Genomic DNA, 15943 nt, shown 5'->3' on the forward strand with positions numbered 1-15943 from the left:
AGGCCGCGCATGGCGGCCGGGTTGGAAAATGCGGGTCAGCCTGCCGCATGCTGGTGCGACAGGAAGAGCGCGTCGAGCTGGTCCAGCAACTGGTGCTCGAACGGCTCGATGGCGATGCCGTGGCGCGCCTGCCATGCGAGGATTTCCGTGCTGGCGATGGGGTTGACGGCCATGCCGTTCTGCCGCTTGCGGTTTAATTGCGCAAACCATTCCCATACGTGGGCCAGCTCGAACGGCATGGGCGGCTTCGCCTCTTCGGGCGGCGCGCGGTACAACGGATGGCGCCGGGCGGCGTCGATATGCTCGCCCTTGGCATGGCCATCGGCCGCCCGCGCCCCGCGCTCGAACTGGTGCCCGGCGTAGCGCAGCAGGCTGGCCGTCAGAGTTTCAAAAAATTCGACTCGTTTTCCAGCGCCGTGGTGACCTTTTCCTGCCAGGTCGGGTATTTTTCAAAGGCGGCTTCCAGCAGCGCCGGATCGAGCGGCACGGGTGCGCTGTTGCTGGTGAAGCCGTACCAGCCCGTGACCACGGCCAGCGCCAGGCGCTTCTGGTTGCCGTCGATGGCTTGCACCAGCAGTTCCGCGCCTTCGTCAGTGGAGGCGTCGATGGCCGTCTTGCGGCGCGCCGATTTCTTGTAGCCTTCTGCGCGCACGGCGTTGTTGGCCACGCGATACTGCTCGCTGTTCTTGCCGACGATGGTCAAACCAGCCACCGCTTCGCCGTCCGCGTCGAAAATGACGGGCACGTCGAAGGTCACGGGGGTGGTAGCCGCATGGATGTTGCCGATGTCGAAACCTGCCTGGATTTTTTGTGCGTTGTTCATGTGTACTGCTTTCTGAATGAATTCAAATGGGGTAAGAGCTAAAAAGGCCGCCATCACGGCGGCCCCAGTGCAAATGTCAGCCGCTTACAGCGCGCTGTCCTGAATGGTCAAGGTGGTCGCCTCGTGCTGCGCATCGGTGCCCTTGTAGCGCAGGACGTCAAAGGCGCAGGTGACGATCTTGTTTTTCTCGCCGTCGTCGATCTTGGCCGAGGTGATCTTGATGCGGCCCATGGCCAGCGCCAGCACGTCTGCTGCCGGCGCCGTGCCCGACGCCATGGCGTAGGCCAACGGGATTTCCGTCTCAGACTTGAAGTAGTCAAGGTAGGTGGCGTCTTGCAACAGCACCGTGAACTGGCCCGAGCCCATCACTTTGCCGCGCGAGGCGGCCGTGGCGTACTTCGAACCGATCACCGGGTCAACCTTGACCTGGCCGTCCAGCGAGACGGACATGCCGGTGCAGATCTGCGACGGGATGCCATTCACCGACAGCATCGCCGTGGCGCCCGAAAACTTGCCGGAGCCAGGCGCGGCCAGCGGCGTGGGGAAGTACGGCACGGCCGTGGTCGGGCCTTCCGCCTTGCCCATCAGGGTGAAGTCCAGGCTGGTAATGCCGTTCGGCTGCACGGCGATATCCATCTTGCTGACCAGCTGGTCGACGAAGCTGCGGTGCACGCCGATCTTCGGGTCCTGCACTTCGGCCGTAAACCAGTCGGTGGTATGACCCGTCAACGGGGTGAAGCTGCGCTTGCCCACTGCCGCCACGCCGACCGAGTCGCCGGCCGCCTTGACGATCATCGCCGAGCCATCCATGAACTGGCCATTCAGGTTGGTCGCCGTCACCGAGGTGACGAAGAAGTTCTTCGCGTTGTTGGCGGCGGCCGGCGCCGTCATGCCGGTGATGCGCACCACGCTGCCGGCGCGGAAACCTTCTGCCAGCCAGGAGCCGGCGCTGCGCGTCAGGCCCGTGGCGGCGGCAGCGATGGTGGTTTGCGCGGCAGCGACGCCGCCTGCCGTGAAATCGCGGCGCAGCAGCGCAGCCATCAGCGGCGCATACGTGCCGCACGCCGCTTCGGCCTTGATGGCACCCGTGGTGCGGAAGTTGCCCAGACGGGTATCGCCCTGCTGCTGGCTGGCGTCGATTTCGGCACTCGCGTATTTGTCCGCTTCCGTGTCGAAAGTGGCGGTGACGCGGGGGTAAATCTGGCCGGCGCCGGCGGCTGCCTTGCTGCCTTCCGCGCTTTGTTTGCTGATAACGATCAAGCTGTCGATGCCGTTTGCTGTCGATGCCATAAGTAATACCTTTCGTGGGATGAAAAAAAAGACCGCATATGCGGTCTTGAGGGGGAACTGCCAAGTATCAGGAAAATAAAACCCGCGCGCGGTGAGGCGGCGGGCTGGCGTCCGGATGGCACGGGGCCATACCGGGCGGAAGATGGGTGAATGCGGCCATGAAGGCGGTTCGCTGCGCTGATTTCCCCTATCGGTGTCGCGCCTTGAGCGCGTCTATTACGAGTGGAGAAGCATGTGGTGTACTGCGGTGTTGCCGGTGTTTCCGGTGTTTCTATTACTGCGTGATCGAGACTCTATTCTAGGGGTGTTTTTTCCAGCATCGGGCATATTGCAAAAAACTTTTTAGTGACCGAGGCGACGCATGGCGCGGGCGCCGTGCGACTGGAAGATGCCTTCCAGTTCGCTGACCATGTCCTTGATGCGTTCGAGCTCGAAGCCGCCGGAGCAGCTGATGGCCGCTTCGCCGGCGCCGTGACAAGCCTGGCAGACAACAGGCGCGCAGGCCCGCATGGCAGCGACGACGCCCGTGCCGTGGCAGACCTTGCATTTGCTGTCGAGCCAATGCGCGAGCGACGCTTCGGCCACGCGGCGGTACAAGGTATTGGCCGCCTGCGCATCCCAGGCCGTATGCGTCTTGACCCAGCGCCGCGCACGGCCTTTCTGCGTCACGGCCGTCGTCCAGGCGCGCAGCAACTGCGCCAGGTTGCCCGCATTGCCCTCGAATAGACGGCTGACGGTACCGTCCGCGTATTTGACGCGGCACAGCAAGGCGCCCATGTCGCCGGCCAGCGCGGCCGCCGCGATGACATCCAGGTCGTGGTGGACGGCATCGTCGCGCAAATTCTGCGATGACAGCGATGCGATGTATTTTTCTGCAAACCCCATGATTTCTCCTCTTTGATTCTTGTCTTAGTTTTCTTGCGCCGGTCCGAACAGGGCCGCCACCAGCGGATCGCGGCGCGCCACACCGCGTGGCCAGCTGGCCGTGCGACGCACTTGCGGCGGCAGTTCGGCCCAGCCGTCGACCTCCTCGTCCTGTTCGCCCAGCGCATACAGGGCGGCCCGCTGGCGCCCCGGTTCCGTGCAGTGGCGTTGCGCCAGGTGGATCTGTCCCATGCCGCACATGTGGCGCAAATAGCGGCTCATGGTGCCCGCATCGAGTCCCAGCAAGGCGGACAATTGCGCCGCGCTGGCCTGGCCTTGCTCGCCCACATACTGCACGATGCGGGCGATATGCAACTGCGACTTCTTGCTGCGCCCCTGTAGCTGGCGCCCCTGCCGTGACACCGCCCTGCTTTCTACCAACTGACTGCTGTTCAACATCTGCCTGACCTCCCGTGGTGTCACCAAGCGGCAAACGCTGTAGTGCGTTTGCGACAGGCAACGAGTGGACTTTATCAATCGCTAATGTTAAAGTCAAGCATTTGGTAATTTATCAAACGGTAAATTTCAGGTTTAATGTGGAGATGAATATGTATCAATACAGACGCGACCGCCTGCTGGCCCTGATCCGCGAGCACTACGACAACACGCGCAAGAAAATTTCCGACGTCAGCGGCTGGAGCGAGGCGCGCATCTCGCAAATCCTCTCGCCCACCTACCGCGAGGGACGCGCCTTCAGTGAAAAAATCGCGCGCAAGCTGGAAGCGGACCTGCAACTGGACAGCATGTACTTCGACCAGGGTGCGGCGCCCGACCAGGCGGCGCTGGCGGCGCGTGCGCTGGGTGACGTGCGGCCGGTGGTGGTGGTCGATGGAGAGGATGAGCGCTTCTACCCGATCCGCAAGGTCAAACTGCGCCTGTCGGCCGGCATCACGGGCTTTGCGATCGAACCGGAAACGCACGACGGCAGCACCATCAGCGTGCCGCGCAGCTGGGTCGAGCGCAATGGCTACCACCCTGAAAAACTGGTGGCGATCAAGGTCAAGGGCGAGAGCATGGAGCCGGCCCTGTACGAGGACGACGTGGTAATCATCAATACGGCCGACAACCGACCGGCAGATGGCATTGTGTTTGCCATCAATTACGAAGGTGAACCGGTGGTCAAGCGCATGGCGCGCGATATCGGCGAATGGTGGCTGACCTCGGACAACCCGGACCAGCGCAAATACCACCGCAAGCTGTGTCGCGGCAATGAATGCCTGATCGTGGGCAGGGTCGTGCGCAAGGAAAGCGACCGCATTTGAGAGCGAAGTTTATCGATTGATAAACTTCGCTGCCATCCTGGCGCTTAAGCCAATGCTGCCTGGATCTGCTGCAGCGATGCCGGATCGTCCATCGACGTCAGGTCGCCCGGGCTGCGGCCTTCGCAGATGGCCTGGATCGAGCGGCGCAGCAGCTTGCCCGAACGCGTCTTCGGCAACTGTGACACGAACAACACGCGCGCGGGCCGCGCCACGGCGCCCAGTTGGCGGTCGACCACGGCCATCACTTCGCGTTCCAGGACCGCTTTTGCTTCGACACTGTCGAAGCCCTGCGGGTTCTTCAGGATCACGAAAGCCATCGCCACCTGGCCTTTGAGCTTGTCTTCCACGCCCACCACCGCGACCTCCGACACGTTCGGATGGCTGGAGATACTTTCCTCGATTTCGCGCGTGCCCAGGCGGTGGCCGGCCACGTTGATCACGTCATCGGTGCGGCCCAGGATGAAGTAATAGCCGTCCGCGTCGCGCACGCCCCAGTCGAAGGTGGAATACACTTGCCGGCCGCTGAAGGTAGACCAGTAGGTGTCGACGAAACGCTCGTCATCGCCGTACACGGTCTGCATGCAGCCCGGTGGCAGCGGGCCTTCCAGCACCAGCACGCCCTTCTCGTTGGCGCCGCACTCATCGCCTGTCGCTTCGTTGAGCAGCTTGACCTGGTAGCCGTACATGGCCATACCCGGGCTGCCCAGGCGCGTCGGCGTATCGGCCACGCCTTTCGCCACCGAGAGGATCGGCCAGCCCGTCTCCGTCTGCCAGTAGTTGTCGATGATGTCCACTTTGAGTTCATCGGCGATCCATTGCGAGGTGGTTTCATCGAGCGGTTCGCCCGCCAGATACAGCGCCTTCAGGGAAGACAGGTCGTGCTTGCGCATCAATTCCACCGGGTGCTTGCGCAGCACGCGGATCGCCGTTGGCGCCGAAAACATGCGCGTGACCTTGTATTTTTCGACGATGCTCCACCAGATGCCCGCATCGGGACAAATCGGCAAACCCTCGTACAAGATGGTGGCCATGCCGGCAATCAGCGGGCCATACACGATGTAGGAATGGCCCACCACCCAGCCGATATCCGAGGTGGCGAAGAAGGTTTCACCGGCCTTGCCGCAGAAGTTGTACTGCATCGACGACGCCAGCGCCACCGCATAGCCGCCCACGTCGCGCTGCACGCCCTTCGGCTTGCCCGTCGTGCCCGAGGTATACAGCACATACGACGGCTCGTTCGATTCGAGCCAGGTGACGGGCACCTGCGCGTCCAGGTGCTGCTCGCGCAGGGTCGCATAATCGACATCGCGGCCCGGCGTCAATTCCATCGGCACGAGATGGCGGTCGACCAGCAGCACCTGCTGCGGCTTGTGCGCGGCGATGCGGATGGCTTCGTCGAGCAGCGGCTTGTAGGCAATCGCCTTGCCATTGCGCGAACCGGCATCAGCGGAAAACACTAGCTTGGGCTGCGCATCGTCGATGCGGCTGGCCAGGCTGTTGGCGGCAAAACCGCCGAACACCACGGAATGCACGGCGCCGATGCGGGCGCACGCGAGCATGGCGAAGGCCGCTTCGGCGATCATCGGCATATAAATCAAGACGCGGTCGCCCTTGACCACGCCCAGCGACTGCAAGATGGCGGCGCAGCGCTCCACTTCGCGCTGCAGTTCGCGAAAACTGTAGGTGCGCTCGGTATTGGTCTCGGTGGAAATGGCGATCAGCGCGGCGGCATCGCCCTGGCTGCCCACCCAACGGTCAACGGCGTTGTGGCACAAATTGGTGGTGCCGCCGACGAACCATTTGGCGAACGGCGGACGGGAATAATCAAGCACTTGCGAAAACGGGGTATGCCAATCGATCTTTTCCGCTTCCTCGCGCCAAAAAGCGTCTGGCGTGTCGATCGAGCGTTGATAAAATGCTGCGAAATTCATGTCTCCTCCGGTATGCGTGCAATCTGTATCGGGCCTGGGCGAACCGGCCTGGGCGCCGCTTATGTGTACCACCTGTGTACCATCTGCCTGCGTATTGCTTCCTTTATCTGCGTACGGGTGCGTCCTCCAATGATTTTTCAAACAGTTTTTCCGAGAACTCGAACATCTCCGGCTGCGCCGCCATGCAGGCGCTGCGCTCGGCGGCAATCCTGTCGCGATTCGCGGCCAGCGTGGCGCTGGTCAGCGGCATGCCAAACTGGTTGGCGTACGACGCGCTGTCCTTTTGCGTCATCACCCGCTGCATCACAATGTCGCCCAGTGCCTTCTTGAAGTGCCCTGCTTCCCAATACCAGCGCGTGCTGGCGTGGCGCTGTTGTTGCGTGGGAATCGCCTCGCAGTTGTAAGGGCCAAAGCCACTGAAATCGGTCACGCTGATGCTGGCCGATGGATTTTGTTTTTTGACGGCGTCGACTTCCAGCACGACTTGCTGTTTCCACGCCTCGAACAGGGGCCACAGGCCAGCCGATTCAAACATGGCGAGAATCTGCGCGTGATAGGGATAGACCACCAGCTTGATATCGGCCTGCGTGGCCGCCATCGCCAGCAGGAAGGTACGCAAGGCTAGCAAGTCTTCAGTGGCGAGGCCACTCTTCGATTTCCGCTTGAAACTGGCGGCACTTTCCTGTGCCCGCTGGCGAAACAGCTTGTGGTAGCCATCGTGGCGCACATACGCGCCATACTCGAGCAAGGGGTTGAAACCATCAGGCGACAACGTCGCCGCCTCGCCGTCGTGCTGGATGCGCAGGGTATGCGCAGCATCGCGCATGGACGCCAACGAAAAAAGCGTGTCGAAACGCCAGAATGCGCGCCCTTGCGCAGGCGCCGCCGCAGTCGCCGCAGGTGCAGGCAACGCCGCAACCGGATTGAGAAAATCGATGAACTCCATGCCCACGATGACCGTGTGCGGCTTGACGCCAGCCTGCAGCAATTGCGCGAACTGGCTGGCGGACGTGGCCAGGCCTGTGCCGGGAATCGCCAGGTTATAACCGGCGCCGCCCAGCGGGGCAAAAGCGCTGGCGCGCGGATCGAAGCCGATCTCGGCGCGGGAGTTCCCCAGGATGATGAATTGCGGCCGCAGGCGCAGCGCATGTTCCTGCTTGATCTGGCTTTGATAGCGGGTCAATCCCGGCTTGACGGCATTGAAATGCTCGCGGCGCACGATTTCGTACACACCATAAGGATCGACGATGAGCACAAAGACACAGACGATGATGGCGCCCGACACCAGCAAGAGCAGCAGCGTAAGCAGATAAAACCTGAACGGGGAACGTGTCATGGTCGCCCCTTAAAACTGAAAGTACAGGAATTCGGCGGGCCGGTTCAAGGCCAGCATGCTCGCCAGCGCCAGCGCGGCAATGACGGCCGCCCACGCGGGCGACGCGCGCCAGGTCAGCCGCCGCAAGACGCCCAACCCGCCCTGACCTGCAGCGGCCTGGGCTTGCGAGAAATCCAGCGCCGGCCCGAAGCGCCGCATGATTTGCTGCGTATTGGGCATGCCGAAAACCAGCCCGGCCGCCAGCGCGATCCATGTCCAGTTTTCCATGAAGGCCGTGCCGCCTCCCAGATAAAAGGATACGCCCATCGAAGCCAGCATGGGCTGCACAGGCAGCAGATAGGGAATCAGTGCATCGGGCAAGGCCATGCCAAAGCCACCGGCCATGCCTTTCAGTATCGTCAGGGCGCTGGCCACATCGGGCGCGCGGAAGAAAACCCAGGCAATGCAAACGGCTGTAAAAGTAAGCAAAGTCGCCACGACATTGCCGGCACGCGTACCGGACGGCAGGCGAAGCGTGCGCGCCACCGTGCTCCAGCCCTTGTGGACGCCCAGGTAAGCGCCGTGCAGCGCCCCCCATACGAGAAAATTCCACCCGGCGCCATGCCACAAGCCGCCCAGCACCATGGTGATCATCAGGTTCAGGTAGCGCCGCACGGGGCCGCAGCGGTTGCCGCCCAGCGGGATATACAAGTAGTCGCGCAGGAAGCGCGACAGAGTCATGTGCCAGCGGCGCCAGAATTGCGCGATATTGCGCGATTTATACGGCGAATCGAAGTTCAAAGGCAGGCGCACGCCGAACAGGCGCGACAAGCCGATGGCCATGTCGGAATAAGCGGAGAAGTCGAAATACAGCTGGAAGGTGTACGCCAAAACCCCGCCCCAGGCGACCAGCAGCGAGGGGGTGGCAGGGTTATTGAACAGCGGCGCCGCATATGGGCCGATATTGTCGGCAATCAACACTTTTTTTGCCAGGCCGATGAAAAAGATGGTGCTGCCGATGGCGACATTCCTGGCCGAGAGGCGAAAGATGCGCCGGTCCGCGAACTGCGGCATCATTTCCTTGTGGTGCAGTACGGGGCCGGCAATCAGATGGGGGAAGTACGTGACAAACAGCAGATAGTGGACAAAACGGCTTTCCTGCGCCTTGCCCCGATAGGTATCGACCAGAAAAGCAATCTGGGTGAACGTAAAAAACGAGATCCCGATGGGCAGCACCACGTGCAGGGCGGGCAGTGGCTGCGCCAGCAGCTCCGCCAGGCTGGCAACAACAAACCCCGCATATTTGTAATAGGCGAGCAGGCCCAGGTTGGCGGCAATGGCCGCCATCAACAGGCCCTTGCGATGGATGCTGCGTCTTGGCCCAAGCAGGGCTGCGCAGCCGTAATTGAAGATGACAGAGCCGAGCAGCAGCGGCAGATAGCGGTAATCCCACCAGCCATAGAAGAACAGCGATGCCACCGCCAGCCAGGCGGCCGCTCCTAGCTGGCTACGCCGTCCCAGGATGAAAAATCCGGCCACCGTGATGGGCAAATAGGCAAACAGGAAGACATAGGAGTTGAATAGCATCAGTTCACCAGTCAGAAGGATGGCAGGCCGCTAACGCACCCTGCACGCTGCACGCTGACGCGTATCGCGGCTGGCGCCTCGCCATTTTCCTTGTCGCTCAATTTCATTGCTAGCAGAAATATCAACTTATCTGCAATGCATCTGCCCATTTGGCCAGGCAGCGTCGTGTTCAGACTAAAACGCGTCGCCGGGAACGCGTACCACCCCTTCCATCAGCACGCGCGCGCTGCGGCTCATGATGGCCTTCGTGACGCTCCATTGGCCATCGAGCAGCGCCGCTTCCGCGCCCACCATCAGGGTACCGGACGGGTGGCCGAAGCGCACGGAGTTGCGGGAACCGCCGCCCGCCGCCAAGTTCACCAGGGTGCCGGGAATGGCCGCCGCCGTGCCGATGGCGACAGCCGCCGTGCCCATCATGGCGTGGTGCAGCTTGCCCATGGACATGGCGCGCACCAGCAGGTCGATCTCACCCGCTTCCACCCGCTTGCCGCTGGACGAGACATAGCTGGCCGGCTTGGCGACAAAGGCCACTTTCGGCGTGTGCTGGCGCTTCGCCGCTTCATCCAGGTGGGTGATGAGGCCCATGCGCAGGGCGCCGTACGCGCGGATGGTTTCGAAGCGGCCCAGCGCGGCAGGATCGCCATTGATGGCATCCTGCAATTCCGTGCCCGTGTAGCCGATGGCATGCGCATCGACAAAAATCGTCGGGATGCCGGCGTTGATCATCGTGACTTTCAACACACCGATGCCAGGCACGTCGAGGTCATCGACCAAATTACCGGTAGGGAACATGGCCCCGCCGCCACCCTCTTCCTCGGCAGCCGGGTCGAGGAATTCCAGTTTCACTTCGGCGGCCGGGAAAGTCACGCCATCGAGCTCGAAGTCGCCCGTTTCCTGCACTTCGCCATGCGTCACGGGGACGTGGGCGATGATGGTTTTGCCGATATTGGCTTGCCAGATGCGCACCGTGGCCACGCCGTCGCGCGGCACGCGCGCAGCGTCGACCAGGCCGCTGGCAATGGCGAACGAGCCGACGGCCGCCGACAGGTTGCCGCAATTGCCGCTCCAGTCGACAAACGGCTCGTCGATGGAAACCTGGCCGAACAGATAGTCGACGTCATGCTCCGGCTTGGCGCTTTTTGCCAGTATCACCGTCTTGCTGGTGCTGGACGTGGCGCCGCCCATGCCGTCGATCTGCTTGCCGTATGGGTCGGGGCTGCCGATCACGCGCAGCAGCAAGGCATCGCGCGCCGCGCCCGGCACTCGCGCGCTGGCGGGCAAATCCTGCAGGCGAAAGAACACACCCTTGCTGGTGCCGCCACGCATATAGGTGGCGGGGATTTTCATTTGGGGTACGTGGGTCATAGGATTTCCTGAAAAGCCGGGCAGCGCGCGCCTGCACGTCACCCGGTGAATGACGAGCTGCTTACGCTGCCTTGGATGATTCGAGGAAGTCTTGCGCGAAGCGTTGAAGAACGCCGCCCGCCTCATAGATCGACACCTCTTCCGCCGTATCGAGGCGGCAGGTGACGGGCACTTCGAGCGTTTCGCCGTTCTTGCGGTGAATGAGCAAAGTCAGGCTGGAGCGCGGCGTGCGCTGGCCCACGACGTCATAGGTTTCACTGCCGTCCAGGCCCAGGGTCTTGCGGTTCACGCCAGGTAGAAATTCCAGCGGCAACACGCCCATGCCCACCAGGTTGGTGCGGTGGATGCGCTCGAACCCTTCGGCCACGATGGCTTCCACGCCGGCCAGGCGCACGCCCTTGGCGGCCCAGTCGCGCGAAGAACCCTGGCCATAGTCGGCGCCAGCGATGATGATCAAGGGCTGCTTGCGCTCCATGTACACTTCGATGGCTTCCCACATGCGCGAGATGGTGCCTTCCGGCTCGATGCGCGTGAGCGAGCCGGCCTTCACCTTGCCATCCTCGATCACCATTTCGTTTTTCAGGGTCGGGTTGGCAAACGTGGCGCGCTGCGCCGTCAAATGGTCGCCCCGGTGCGTGGCGTAGGAATTGAAGTCTTCCTCGGGTAAACCCATCTTCGCCAGATATTCGCCGGCCGCGCTATCGAGCATGATGGCGTTCGATGGCGACAAATGGTCGGTCGTGATGTTGTCGCCCAGGACGGCCAGCGGACGCATGCCTTTCAATGGGCGTGCGCCGGCCAGCGCGCCTTCCCAGTATGGCGGACGGCGGATGTACGTGGTATTCGGACGCCAATCGTACAGGGGGCTGACCTTGATGCCGTCGTCCACCTGTGCGGCAAACATGGGGATGTACACCTTGCGGAACTGCTCCGGCTTGACGCTGGAAGCGACGATGGCGTCGATTTCCTCGTCGGACGGCCAGATATCCTTCAACTGAATAGTCTTGCCATCCGGGGCGATGCCCAGCACGTCCTTTTCGATGTCAAAGCGGATGGTGCCGGCTATCGCGTAGGCCACCACCAGCGGCGGCGAGGCGAGAAAAGCCTGTTTCGCGTACGGGTGGATGCGGCCGTCGAAGTTGCGGTTGCCCGACAAAACGGCCGTGGCGTACAGGTCGCGCGACACCACTTCATCCTGGATGACAGGATCGAGCGCACCCGACATGCCGTTGCACGAAGTGCAGGCAAACGCCACCACGCCGAAGCCCAGCTGCTCCAGCTCGGTCATCAGGCCCGCTTCCTGCAGATACAGTTCCACGGTTTTCGAGCCCGGTGCCAGAGACGATTTCACCCACGGCTTGCGCGTCAGGCCCAGGCGGTTCGCATTGCGCGCGATCAAACCGGCGGCGATCATGTTGCGCGGGTTGTTCGTATTGGTGCAACTGGTGATGGCCGCGATGATGACGGCGCCGTCCGGCATCTTGCCCGGTTCGTTTTCCACCACGCCGGAAATCCCCCGCGCGGCCAGTTCCGACGTCGGCACGCGGTTGTGCGGATTCGACGGCCCCGCGATATTGCGCACGACGGACGACAGGTCAAACGTCAGCACGCGCTCGTACTGCGCGTCGACCAGGCTGTCGGCCCACAGGCCAGTCTCTTTCGCATACAGCTCCACCAGCTTCACCAGCTCGTCGTCGCGGCCCGTCAGTTTCAAATACTTGATGGTTTGCGCGTCGATGTAGAACATGGCGGCCGTGGCGCCAAATTCCGGCGCCATGTTGGAAATCGTGGCACGGTCGCCCAAGGTCAGATGCGACGCTCCCTCGCCGTAGAATTCCAGGTAGGACGAGACGACCTTCTGCTTGCGCAAAAATTCCGTCAGCGCCAGCACCGTGTCGGTGGCCGTGATGCCCGGCTGTGGTTTACCCGTCAGCTTGACGCCGATGATGTCGGGCAAACGCATCCACGAGGCGCGGCCCAGCATCACGCTTTCCGCTTCCAGGCCGCCCACGCCGATGGCGATCACGCCCAGCGCGTCGACCATTGGCGTATGCGAATCCGTGCCCACCAGCGTATCGGGATAGGCCACGCCATCCTGCACCTGGATCACCGGCGACATGCGCTCAAGGTTAATCTGGTGCAAGATGCCGTTGCCCGGCGGGATCACGTCGACATTTTTAAATGCCTTTTTGGTCCAGTCGATGAAGTCGAAACGGTCTTCGTTGCGGCGGTCTTCGATGGCGCGGTTCTTGGCGAAGGCGTCGGGATCGAAACCGCCGCATTCGACGGCCAGCGAATGGTCGACGACCAGCTGCGTCGGCACGACGGGATTGACCAGGGCCGGGTCGCCGCCCTGAGCCGCGATGGCGTCGCGCAAGCCTGCCAGGTCCACCAGGGCCGTCTGGCCCAGGATGTCATGGCAGACGACGCGGGCCGGGAACCATGGAAAATCGAGGTCGCGGCGACGTTCGATGAACTGGCTCAGGGAAGCGTTCAAGGTCGCCGGGTCGCAGCGGCGCACGAGGTTTTCGGCCAGCACGCGCGAGGTGTAGGGCAAGGTGGCGTAGGCGCCTGGCTGGATCGCATCGACGGCGGCACGCGTGTCGAAATAGTCTAGCTGGGTGCCCGGCAAGGGTTTGCGGTGCAAGGTGTTCATCGGGGTAGTCATTACTGAGCTCATTATTTGCGATCCTTGATCGGCACAAATTCCAGATCTTCCGGGCCGACATAGTTGGCGCTCGGACGGATGATCTTATTGTCGATGCGCTGCTCGATGATATGGGCGGCCCAGCCAGAGGTACGCGAAATGACGAACAGCGGCGTAAACATCGCCGTCGGCACGCCCATCATGTGGTACGACACGGCCGAGAACCAATCCAGGTTCGGGAACATGTTCTTGATTTCCCACATGACCGATTCCAGGCGCTCGGCGATGTCGAACATTTTCGTGGAGCCGGCTTCCAGCGACAGCGAACGGGCCACTTCCTTGATGACTTTATTGCGCGGGTCGGAAATCGTGTAGACGGGGTGGCCGAAGCCGATCACCACTTCCTTGTTGGACACGCGCTCGCGGATATCCGCTTCCGCTTCGTCGGCATTGTCATAGCGCTTCTGGATGTCCAGCGCCACTTCGTTCGCGCCGCCGTGTTTCGGGCCGCGCAGTGCGCCGATGGCGCCCGTGATGGCCGAATGGATGTCGGAACCCGTGCCGGCGATGACGCGGCTGGTGAAGGTCGAGGCGTTGAATTCGTGTTCCGCGTACAGGATCAGCGACGTGTGCATGGCTTTTTCCCATGACGCCGACGGCTTTTCGCCGTGCAGCAGGTGCAGGAAGTGGCCGCCGATCGAGTCGTCGTCCGTTTCCACTTCGATGCGCTTGCCGTTATGGCTGTAGTGGTACCAATACAGCAGCATGGAGCCAAACGACGCCATCAGGCGGTCGGCGATGTCGCGCGCACCCGGCGCGTTATGGTCGTCTTTTTCCGGCAAGGTGCAGCCCAGAACGGAGACGCCCGTGCGCATCACGTCCATCGGGTGGGCGGCGGCTGGCAGCGCTTCCAGGGCTGACTTGACAGCCGACGGCAAGCCGCGCAAGGACTTCAATTTGGCCTTGTAGCCTTTCAGTTCGGCCGCCGTGGGCAGCTTGCCGTGCACCAGCAGGTAGGCGATTTCCTCGAATTCGCAGCTGTCGGCCACGTCCAGGATGTCATAGCCGCGGTAGTGCAAATCGTTGCCGGTCTTGCCGACCGAGCACAGCGCCGTGTTGCCGGCGGTAACGCCGGACAGGGCGACGGATTTTTTAGGCTTGAAAGTAGCGACTTGCGGTGCGGTCATTGTGTTCTCCAGATTGAATAGTCTCGGGTGCGTCACTGCGGGACCGGCATGCGGTCCCTGCTTCTTTACTTATTTCTTTTGCGCGGCGAACAGCGCATCGAGCTTTTGCTCGAAGTCGTGGTAATTGATCGATTCATACAGCTCCATGCGCGTCTGCATGGTGTCGACGACATTCTTTTGCGTGCCGTCGCGGCGCAGCGCCCGGTAGACATTGTCGGCAGCCTTGTTCATGGCGCGGAAGGCCGACAGCGGATACAGGGCCAGGCCCACGTGGGCGCTGCGCAGTTCGTCCAGCGTGAACAGCGGCGTGGAACCAAATTCTGTAATATTGGCCAGGATAGGCACATTGACGGCCTTGGCGAACGTGGCGTACATCTCCAGGTCCGTGATCGCTTCCGGGAAGATCATGTCGGCGCCCGCCTCGACGCAGGCGACGGCGCGTTCCAGTGCCGCTTCCAGGCCATCGACGGCCAGCGCATCGGTGCGCGCCATGATGACAAAGTTCGGGTCCGTGCGCGCATCGACGGCCGCCTTGATGCGGTCGACCATTTCTTCCTTGCTCACGATTTCTTTGCCCGGACGGTGGCCGCAGCGCTTGGCGCCCACCTGGTCTTCGATGTGCAGGCCGGCAGCGCCGAACTTGATCATCGATTTCACGGTGCGCGCCACATTGAAGGCGGACGAACCGAAGCCCGTGTCGGCATCGACCAGCAGCGGCAAGTCGCACACGTCGGTGATGCGACGGATATCGGTCAGCACGTCATCCAGGCTGGAAATGCCCAGATCGGGCAAGCCCAGCGAACCGGCCGCGACACCGCCACCGGACAGGTAGATGGCTTTATAACCGGCGCGCTTGGCCAGCAAGGCGTGGTTGGCATTGATGGCGCCGACGACTTGCAACGGGGATTCTTCCTGGACGGCCTTGCGGAATGCGGCACCTGCAGAGTATTGAGTCATGTGTTCACCTTATGGGATTCGGGTCGTCCCGAATGTTTCATGGACTTGCTATGAGCATCAGTAGTGCAAATGCCGTGCCAGCACCCTGCACCTGCCCGCAAAGTGCGCTACGGCACAGTGTAATGCGAGGGAAATGGCCAGGCAGCGGCGTGGCGCGCACTGTCACGCAAGGGGACAGCGATGTCACGCCCGATGGTCGCAATGTTTCAATTACGTTTCAATTGCGTTTCAACTATTTCATATGAAACATCATATTGAAACATGCAACAGGCCGGGGATTTGGCTGACTGGGCGCAGACCTTGTTTCGCGCCAAACGCAAGACGCAAAACGCAAAACAGCCGGCGGGCGCCGGCTGCAGGAACACAATGAGACTGAAAAAACTAGGCCAGGCGCACCAGCGGGTTGGCGATGATGTTGTCGATCTGACGCACGGCTTCTTCGCAGGCGGCGGCAATCGCGCCATCCTCGTCGTCGCGCACGAATTGCATGGTCGAGCCTTCAAACACTTCCAGTCCTTCCGCGGTGGCGCGTTCGATGTCGCAACTGGCCGACCATTTGCCATCGGCGGTGGGCACGGCCAGGGGAACGATTTCCCAGCCTTTATAGTGAATTTTAGAACTGTTTTCCATGGGGTGCCTCCTTGTGACTGATTCA

General features: G+C 62.0%; 14 protein-coding genes. 1 reads left to right on the forward strand and 13 read right to left on the reverse strand.

The window, feature by feature from the left end; all coding sequences use genetic code 11:
• Nucleotides 1-35 precede the first annotated feature (35 nt).
• From ACP7DE_RS00485 to ACP7DE_RS00505, 5 genes are all read right to left on the reverse strand, one after another.
• Entirely contained in the window at nt 36-275 is a 240-nt protein-coding gene (locus ACP7DE_RS00485; RefSeq protein WP_426070248.1) for a phage tail assembly chaperone, read from the reverse strand.
• Between the two features lie 104 nt (nt 276-379).
• Nucleotides 380-823, reverse strand: a complete 444-nt coding sequence (locus tag ACP7DE_RS00490; protein WP_426070249.1) for a hypothetical protein — start codon at nt 821-823, stop codon at nt 380-382.
• Nucleotides 824-907: 84 nt separating this feature from the next.
• Nucleotides 908-2113, reverse strand: a complete 1206-nt coding sequence (locus ACP7DE_RS00495; protein ID WP_426070250.1) for a phage tail tube protein — start codon at nt 2111-2113, stop codon at nt 908-910.
• A 342-nt stretch (nt 2114-2455) separates the two neighbouring features.
• The gene (locus ACP7DE_RS00500) at nt 2456-2998 is read right to left on the reverse strand and encodes a hypothetical protein (protein WP_426070251.1); all 543 of its coding nucleotides are present in this window, start codon (nt 2996-2998) and stop codon (nt 2456-2458) included.
• A gap of 24 nt (nt 2999-3022) precedes the next feature.
• Nucleotides 3023-3436, reverse strand: a complete 414-nt coding sequence (locus ACP7DE_RS00505) for a hypothetical protein (RefSeq protein ID WP_426070252.1) — start codon at nt 3434-3436, stop codon at nt 3023-3025.
• 149 nt (nt 3437-3585) lie between these two features.
• Here ACP7DE_RS00505 and ACP7DE_RS00510 point away from each other — a divergent pair, with 149 nt between their 5' ends.
• Nucleotides 3586-4299 carry a S24 family peptidase gene (locus tag ACP7DE_RS00510; protein WP_426070253.1) on the forward strand — a complete coding sequence of 238 codons (714 nt, stop codon included), beginning with the start codon at nt 3586-3588 and terminating at the stop codon, nt 4297-4299.
• A gap of 44 nt (nt 4300-4343) precedes the next feature.
• Here the strand turns inward: ACP7DE_RS00510 and ACP7DE_RS00515 are convergent, their stop codons facing one another.
• From ACP7DE_RS00515 to ACP7DE_RS00550, 8 genes are all read right to left on the reverse strand, one after another.
• The gene (locus ACP7DE_RS00515) at nt 4344-6230 is read right to left on the reverse strand and encodes a propionate--CoA ligase (RefSeq protein ID WP_426070254.1); all 1887 of its coding nucleotides are present in this window, start codon (nt 6228-6230) and stop codon (nt 4344-4346) included.
• 103 nt (nt 6231-6333) lie between these two features.
• Entirely contained in the window at nt 6334-7566 is a 1233-nt protein-coding gene (locus tag ACP7DE_RS00520) for a hypothetical protein (protein WP_426070255.1), read from the reverse strand.
• 9 nt (nt 7567-7575) lie between these two features.
• The gene (locus tag ACP7DE_RS00525) at nt 7576-9132 is read right to left on the reverse strand and encodes an MBOAT family O-acyltransferase (protein ID WP_426070256.1); all 1557 of its coding nucleotides are present in this window, start codon (nt 9130-9132) and stop codon (nt 7576-7578) included.
• 174 nt (nt 9133-9306) lie between these two features.
• Complete coding sequence (gene prpF, locus ACP7DE_RS00530; RefSeq protein ID WP_426070257.1) at nt 9307-10497, reverse strand: 2-methylaconitate cis-trans isomerase PrpF; 1191 nt, start codon at nt 10495-10497, stop codon at nt 9307-9309.
• A gap of 61 nt (nt 10498-10558) precedes the next feature.
• On the reverse strand, nt 10559-13153 hold the full coding sequence (acnD, locus tag ACP7DE_RS00535; RefSeq protein WP_426070859.1) for a Fe/S-dependent 2-methylisocitrate dehydratase AcnD: 2595 nt from the start codon (nt 13151-13153) through the stop codon (nt 10559-10561).
• A gap of 23 nt (nt 13154-13176) precedes the next feature.
• On the reverse strand, nt 13177-14331 hold the full coding sequence (gene prpC, locus ACP7DE_RS00540) for a bifunctional 2-methylcitrate synthase/citrate synthase (RefSeq protein WP_426070258.1): 1155 nt from the start codon (nt 14329-14331) through the stop codon (nt 13177-13179).
• Between the two features lie 69 nt (nt 14332-14400).
• Nucleotides 14401-15288 carry a methylisocitrate lyase gene (gene prpB, locus ACP7DE_RS00545; protein ID WP_071076691.1) on the reverse strand — a complete coding sequence of 296 codons (888 nt, stop codon included), beginning with the start codon at nt 15286-15288 and terminating at the stop codon, nt 14401-14403.
• A gap of 381 nt (nt 15289-15669) precedes the next feature.
• Nucleotides 15670-15918: a hypothetical protein gene (locus ACP7DE_RS00550; RefSeq protein WP_426070259.1), complete on the reverse strand. Its 249-nt coding sequence runs from the start codon at nt 15916-15918 to the stop codon at nt 15670-15672.
• Nucleotides 15919-15943: the final 25 nt, after the last annotated feature.

It is taken from the genome of Janthinobacterium sp. DSP2-3-3 (genome assembly GCF_049897325.1).
Classification (GTDB): Bacteria; Pseudomonadota; Gammaproteobacteria; order Burkholderiales; family Burkholderiaceae_D; genus Janthinobacterium.

Coding starts and splice junctions, on each gene's coding strand:
- ACP7DE_RS00490 (WP_426070249.1), bottom strand. CDS start 823: ATGAACAACGCACAAAAAATCCAGGCAGGTTTCGACATCGGCAACATC.
- ACP7DE_RS00495 (WP_426070250.1), bottom strand. CDS start 2,113: ATGGCATCGACAGCAAACGGCATCGACAGCTTGATCGTTATCAGCAAA.
- ACP7DE_RS00500 (WP_426070251.1), bottom strand. CDS start 2,998: ATGGGGTTTGCAGAAAAATACATCGCATCGCTGTCATCGCAGAATTTG.
- ACP7DE_RS00505 (WP_426070252.1), bottom strand. CDS start 3,436: ATGTTGAACAGCAGTCAGTTGGTAGAAAGCAGGGCGGTGTCACGGCAG.
- ACP7DE_RS00510 (WP_426070253.1), top strand. CDS start 3,586: ATGTATCAATACAGACGCGACCGCCTGCTGGCCCTGATCCGCGAGCAC.
- ACP7DE_RS00515 (WP_426070254.1), bottom strand. CDS start 6,230: ATGAATTTCGCAGCATTTTATCAACGCTCGATCGACACGCCAGACGCT.
- ACP7DE_RS00520 (WP_426070255.1), bottom strand. CDS start 7,566: ATGACACGTTCCCCGTTCAGGTTTTATCTGCTTACGCTGCTGCTCTTG.
- ACP7DE_RS00525 (WP_426070256.1), bottom strand. CDS start 9,132: ATGCTATTCAACTCCTATGTCTTCCTGTTTGCCTATTTGCCCATCACG.
- prpF (WP_426070257.1), bottom strand. CDS start 10,497: ATGACCCACGTACCCCAAATGAAAATCCCCGCCACCTATATGCGTGGC.
- acnD (WP_426070859.1), bottom strand. CDS start 13,153: ATGAACACCTTGCACCGCAAACCCTTGCCGGGCACCCAGCTAGACTAT.
- prpC (WP_426070258.1), bottom strand. CDS start 14,331: ATGACCGCACCGCAAGTCGCTACTTTCAAGCCTAAAAAATCCGTCGCC.
- prpB (WP_071076691.1), bottom strand. CDS start 15,288: ATGACTCAATACTCTGCAGGTGCCGCATTCCGCAAGGCCGTCCAGGAA.
- ACP7DE_RS00550 (WP_426070259.1), bottom strand. CDS start 15,918: ATGGAAAACAGTTCTAAAATTCACTATAAAGGCTGGGAAATCGTTCCC.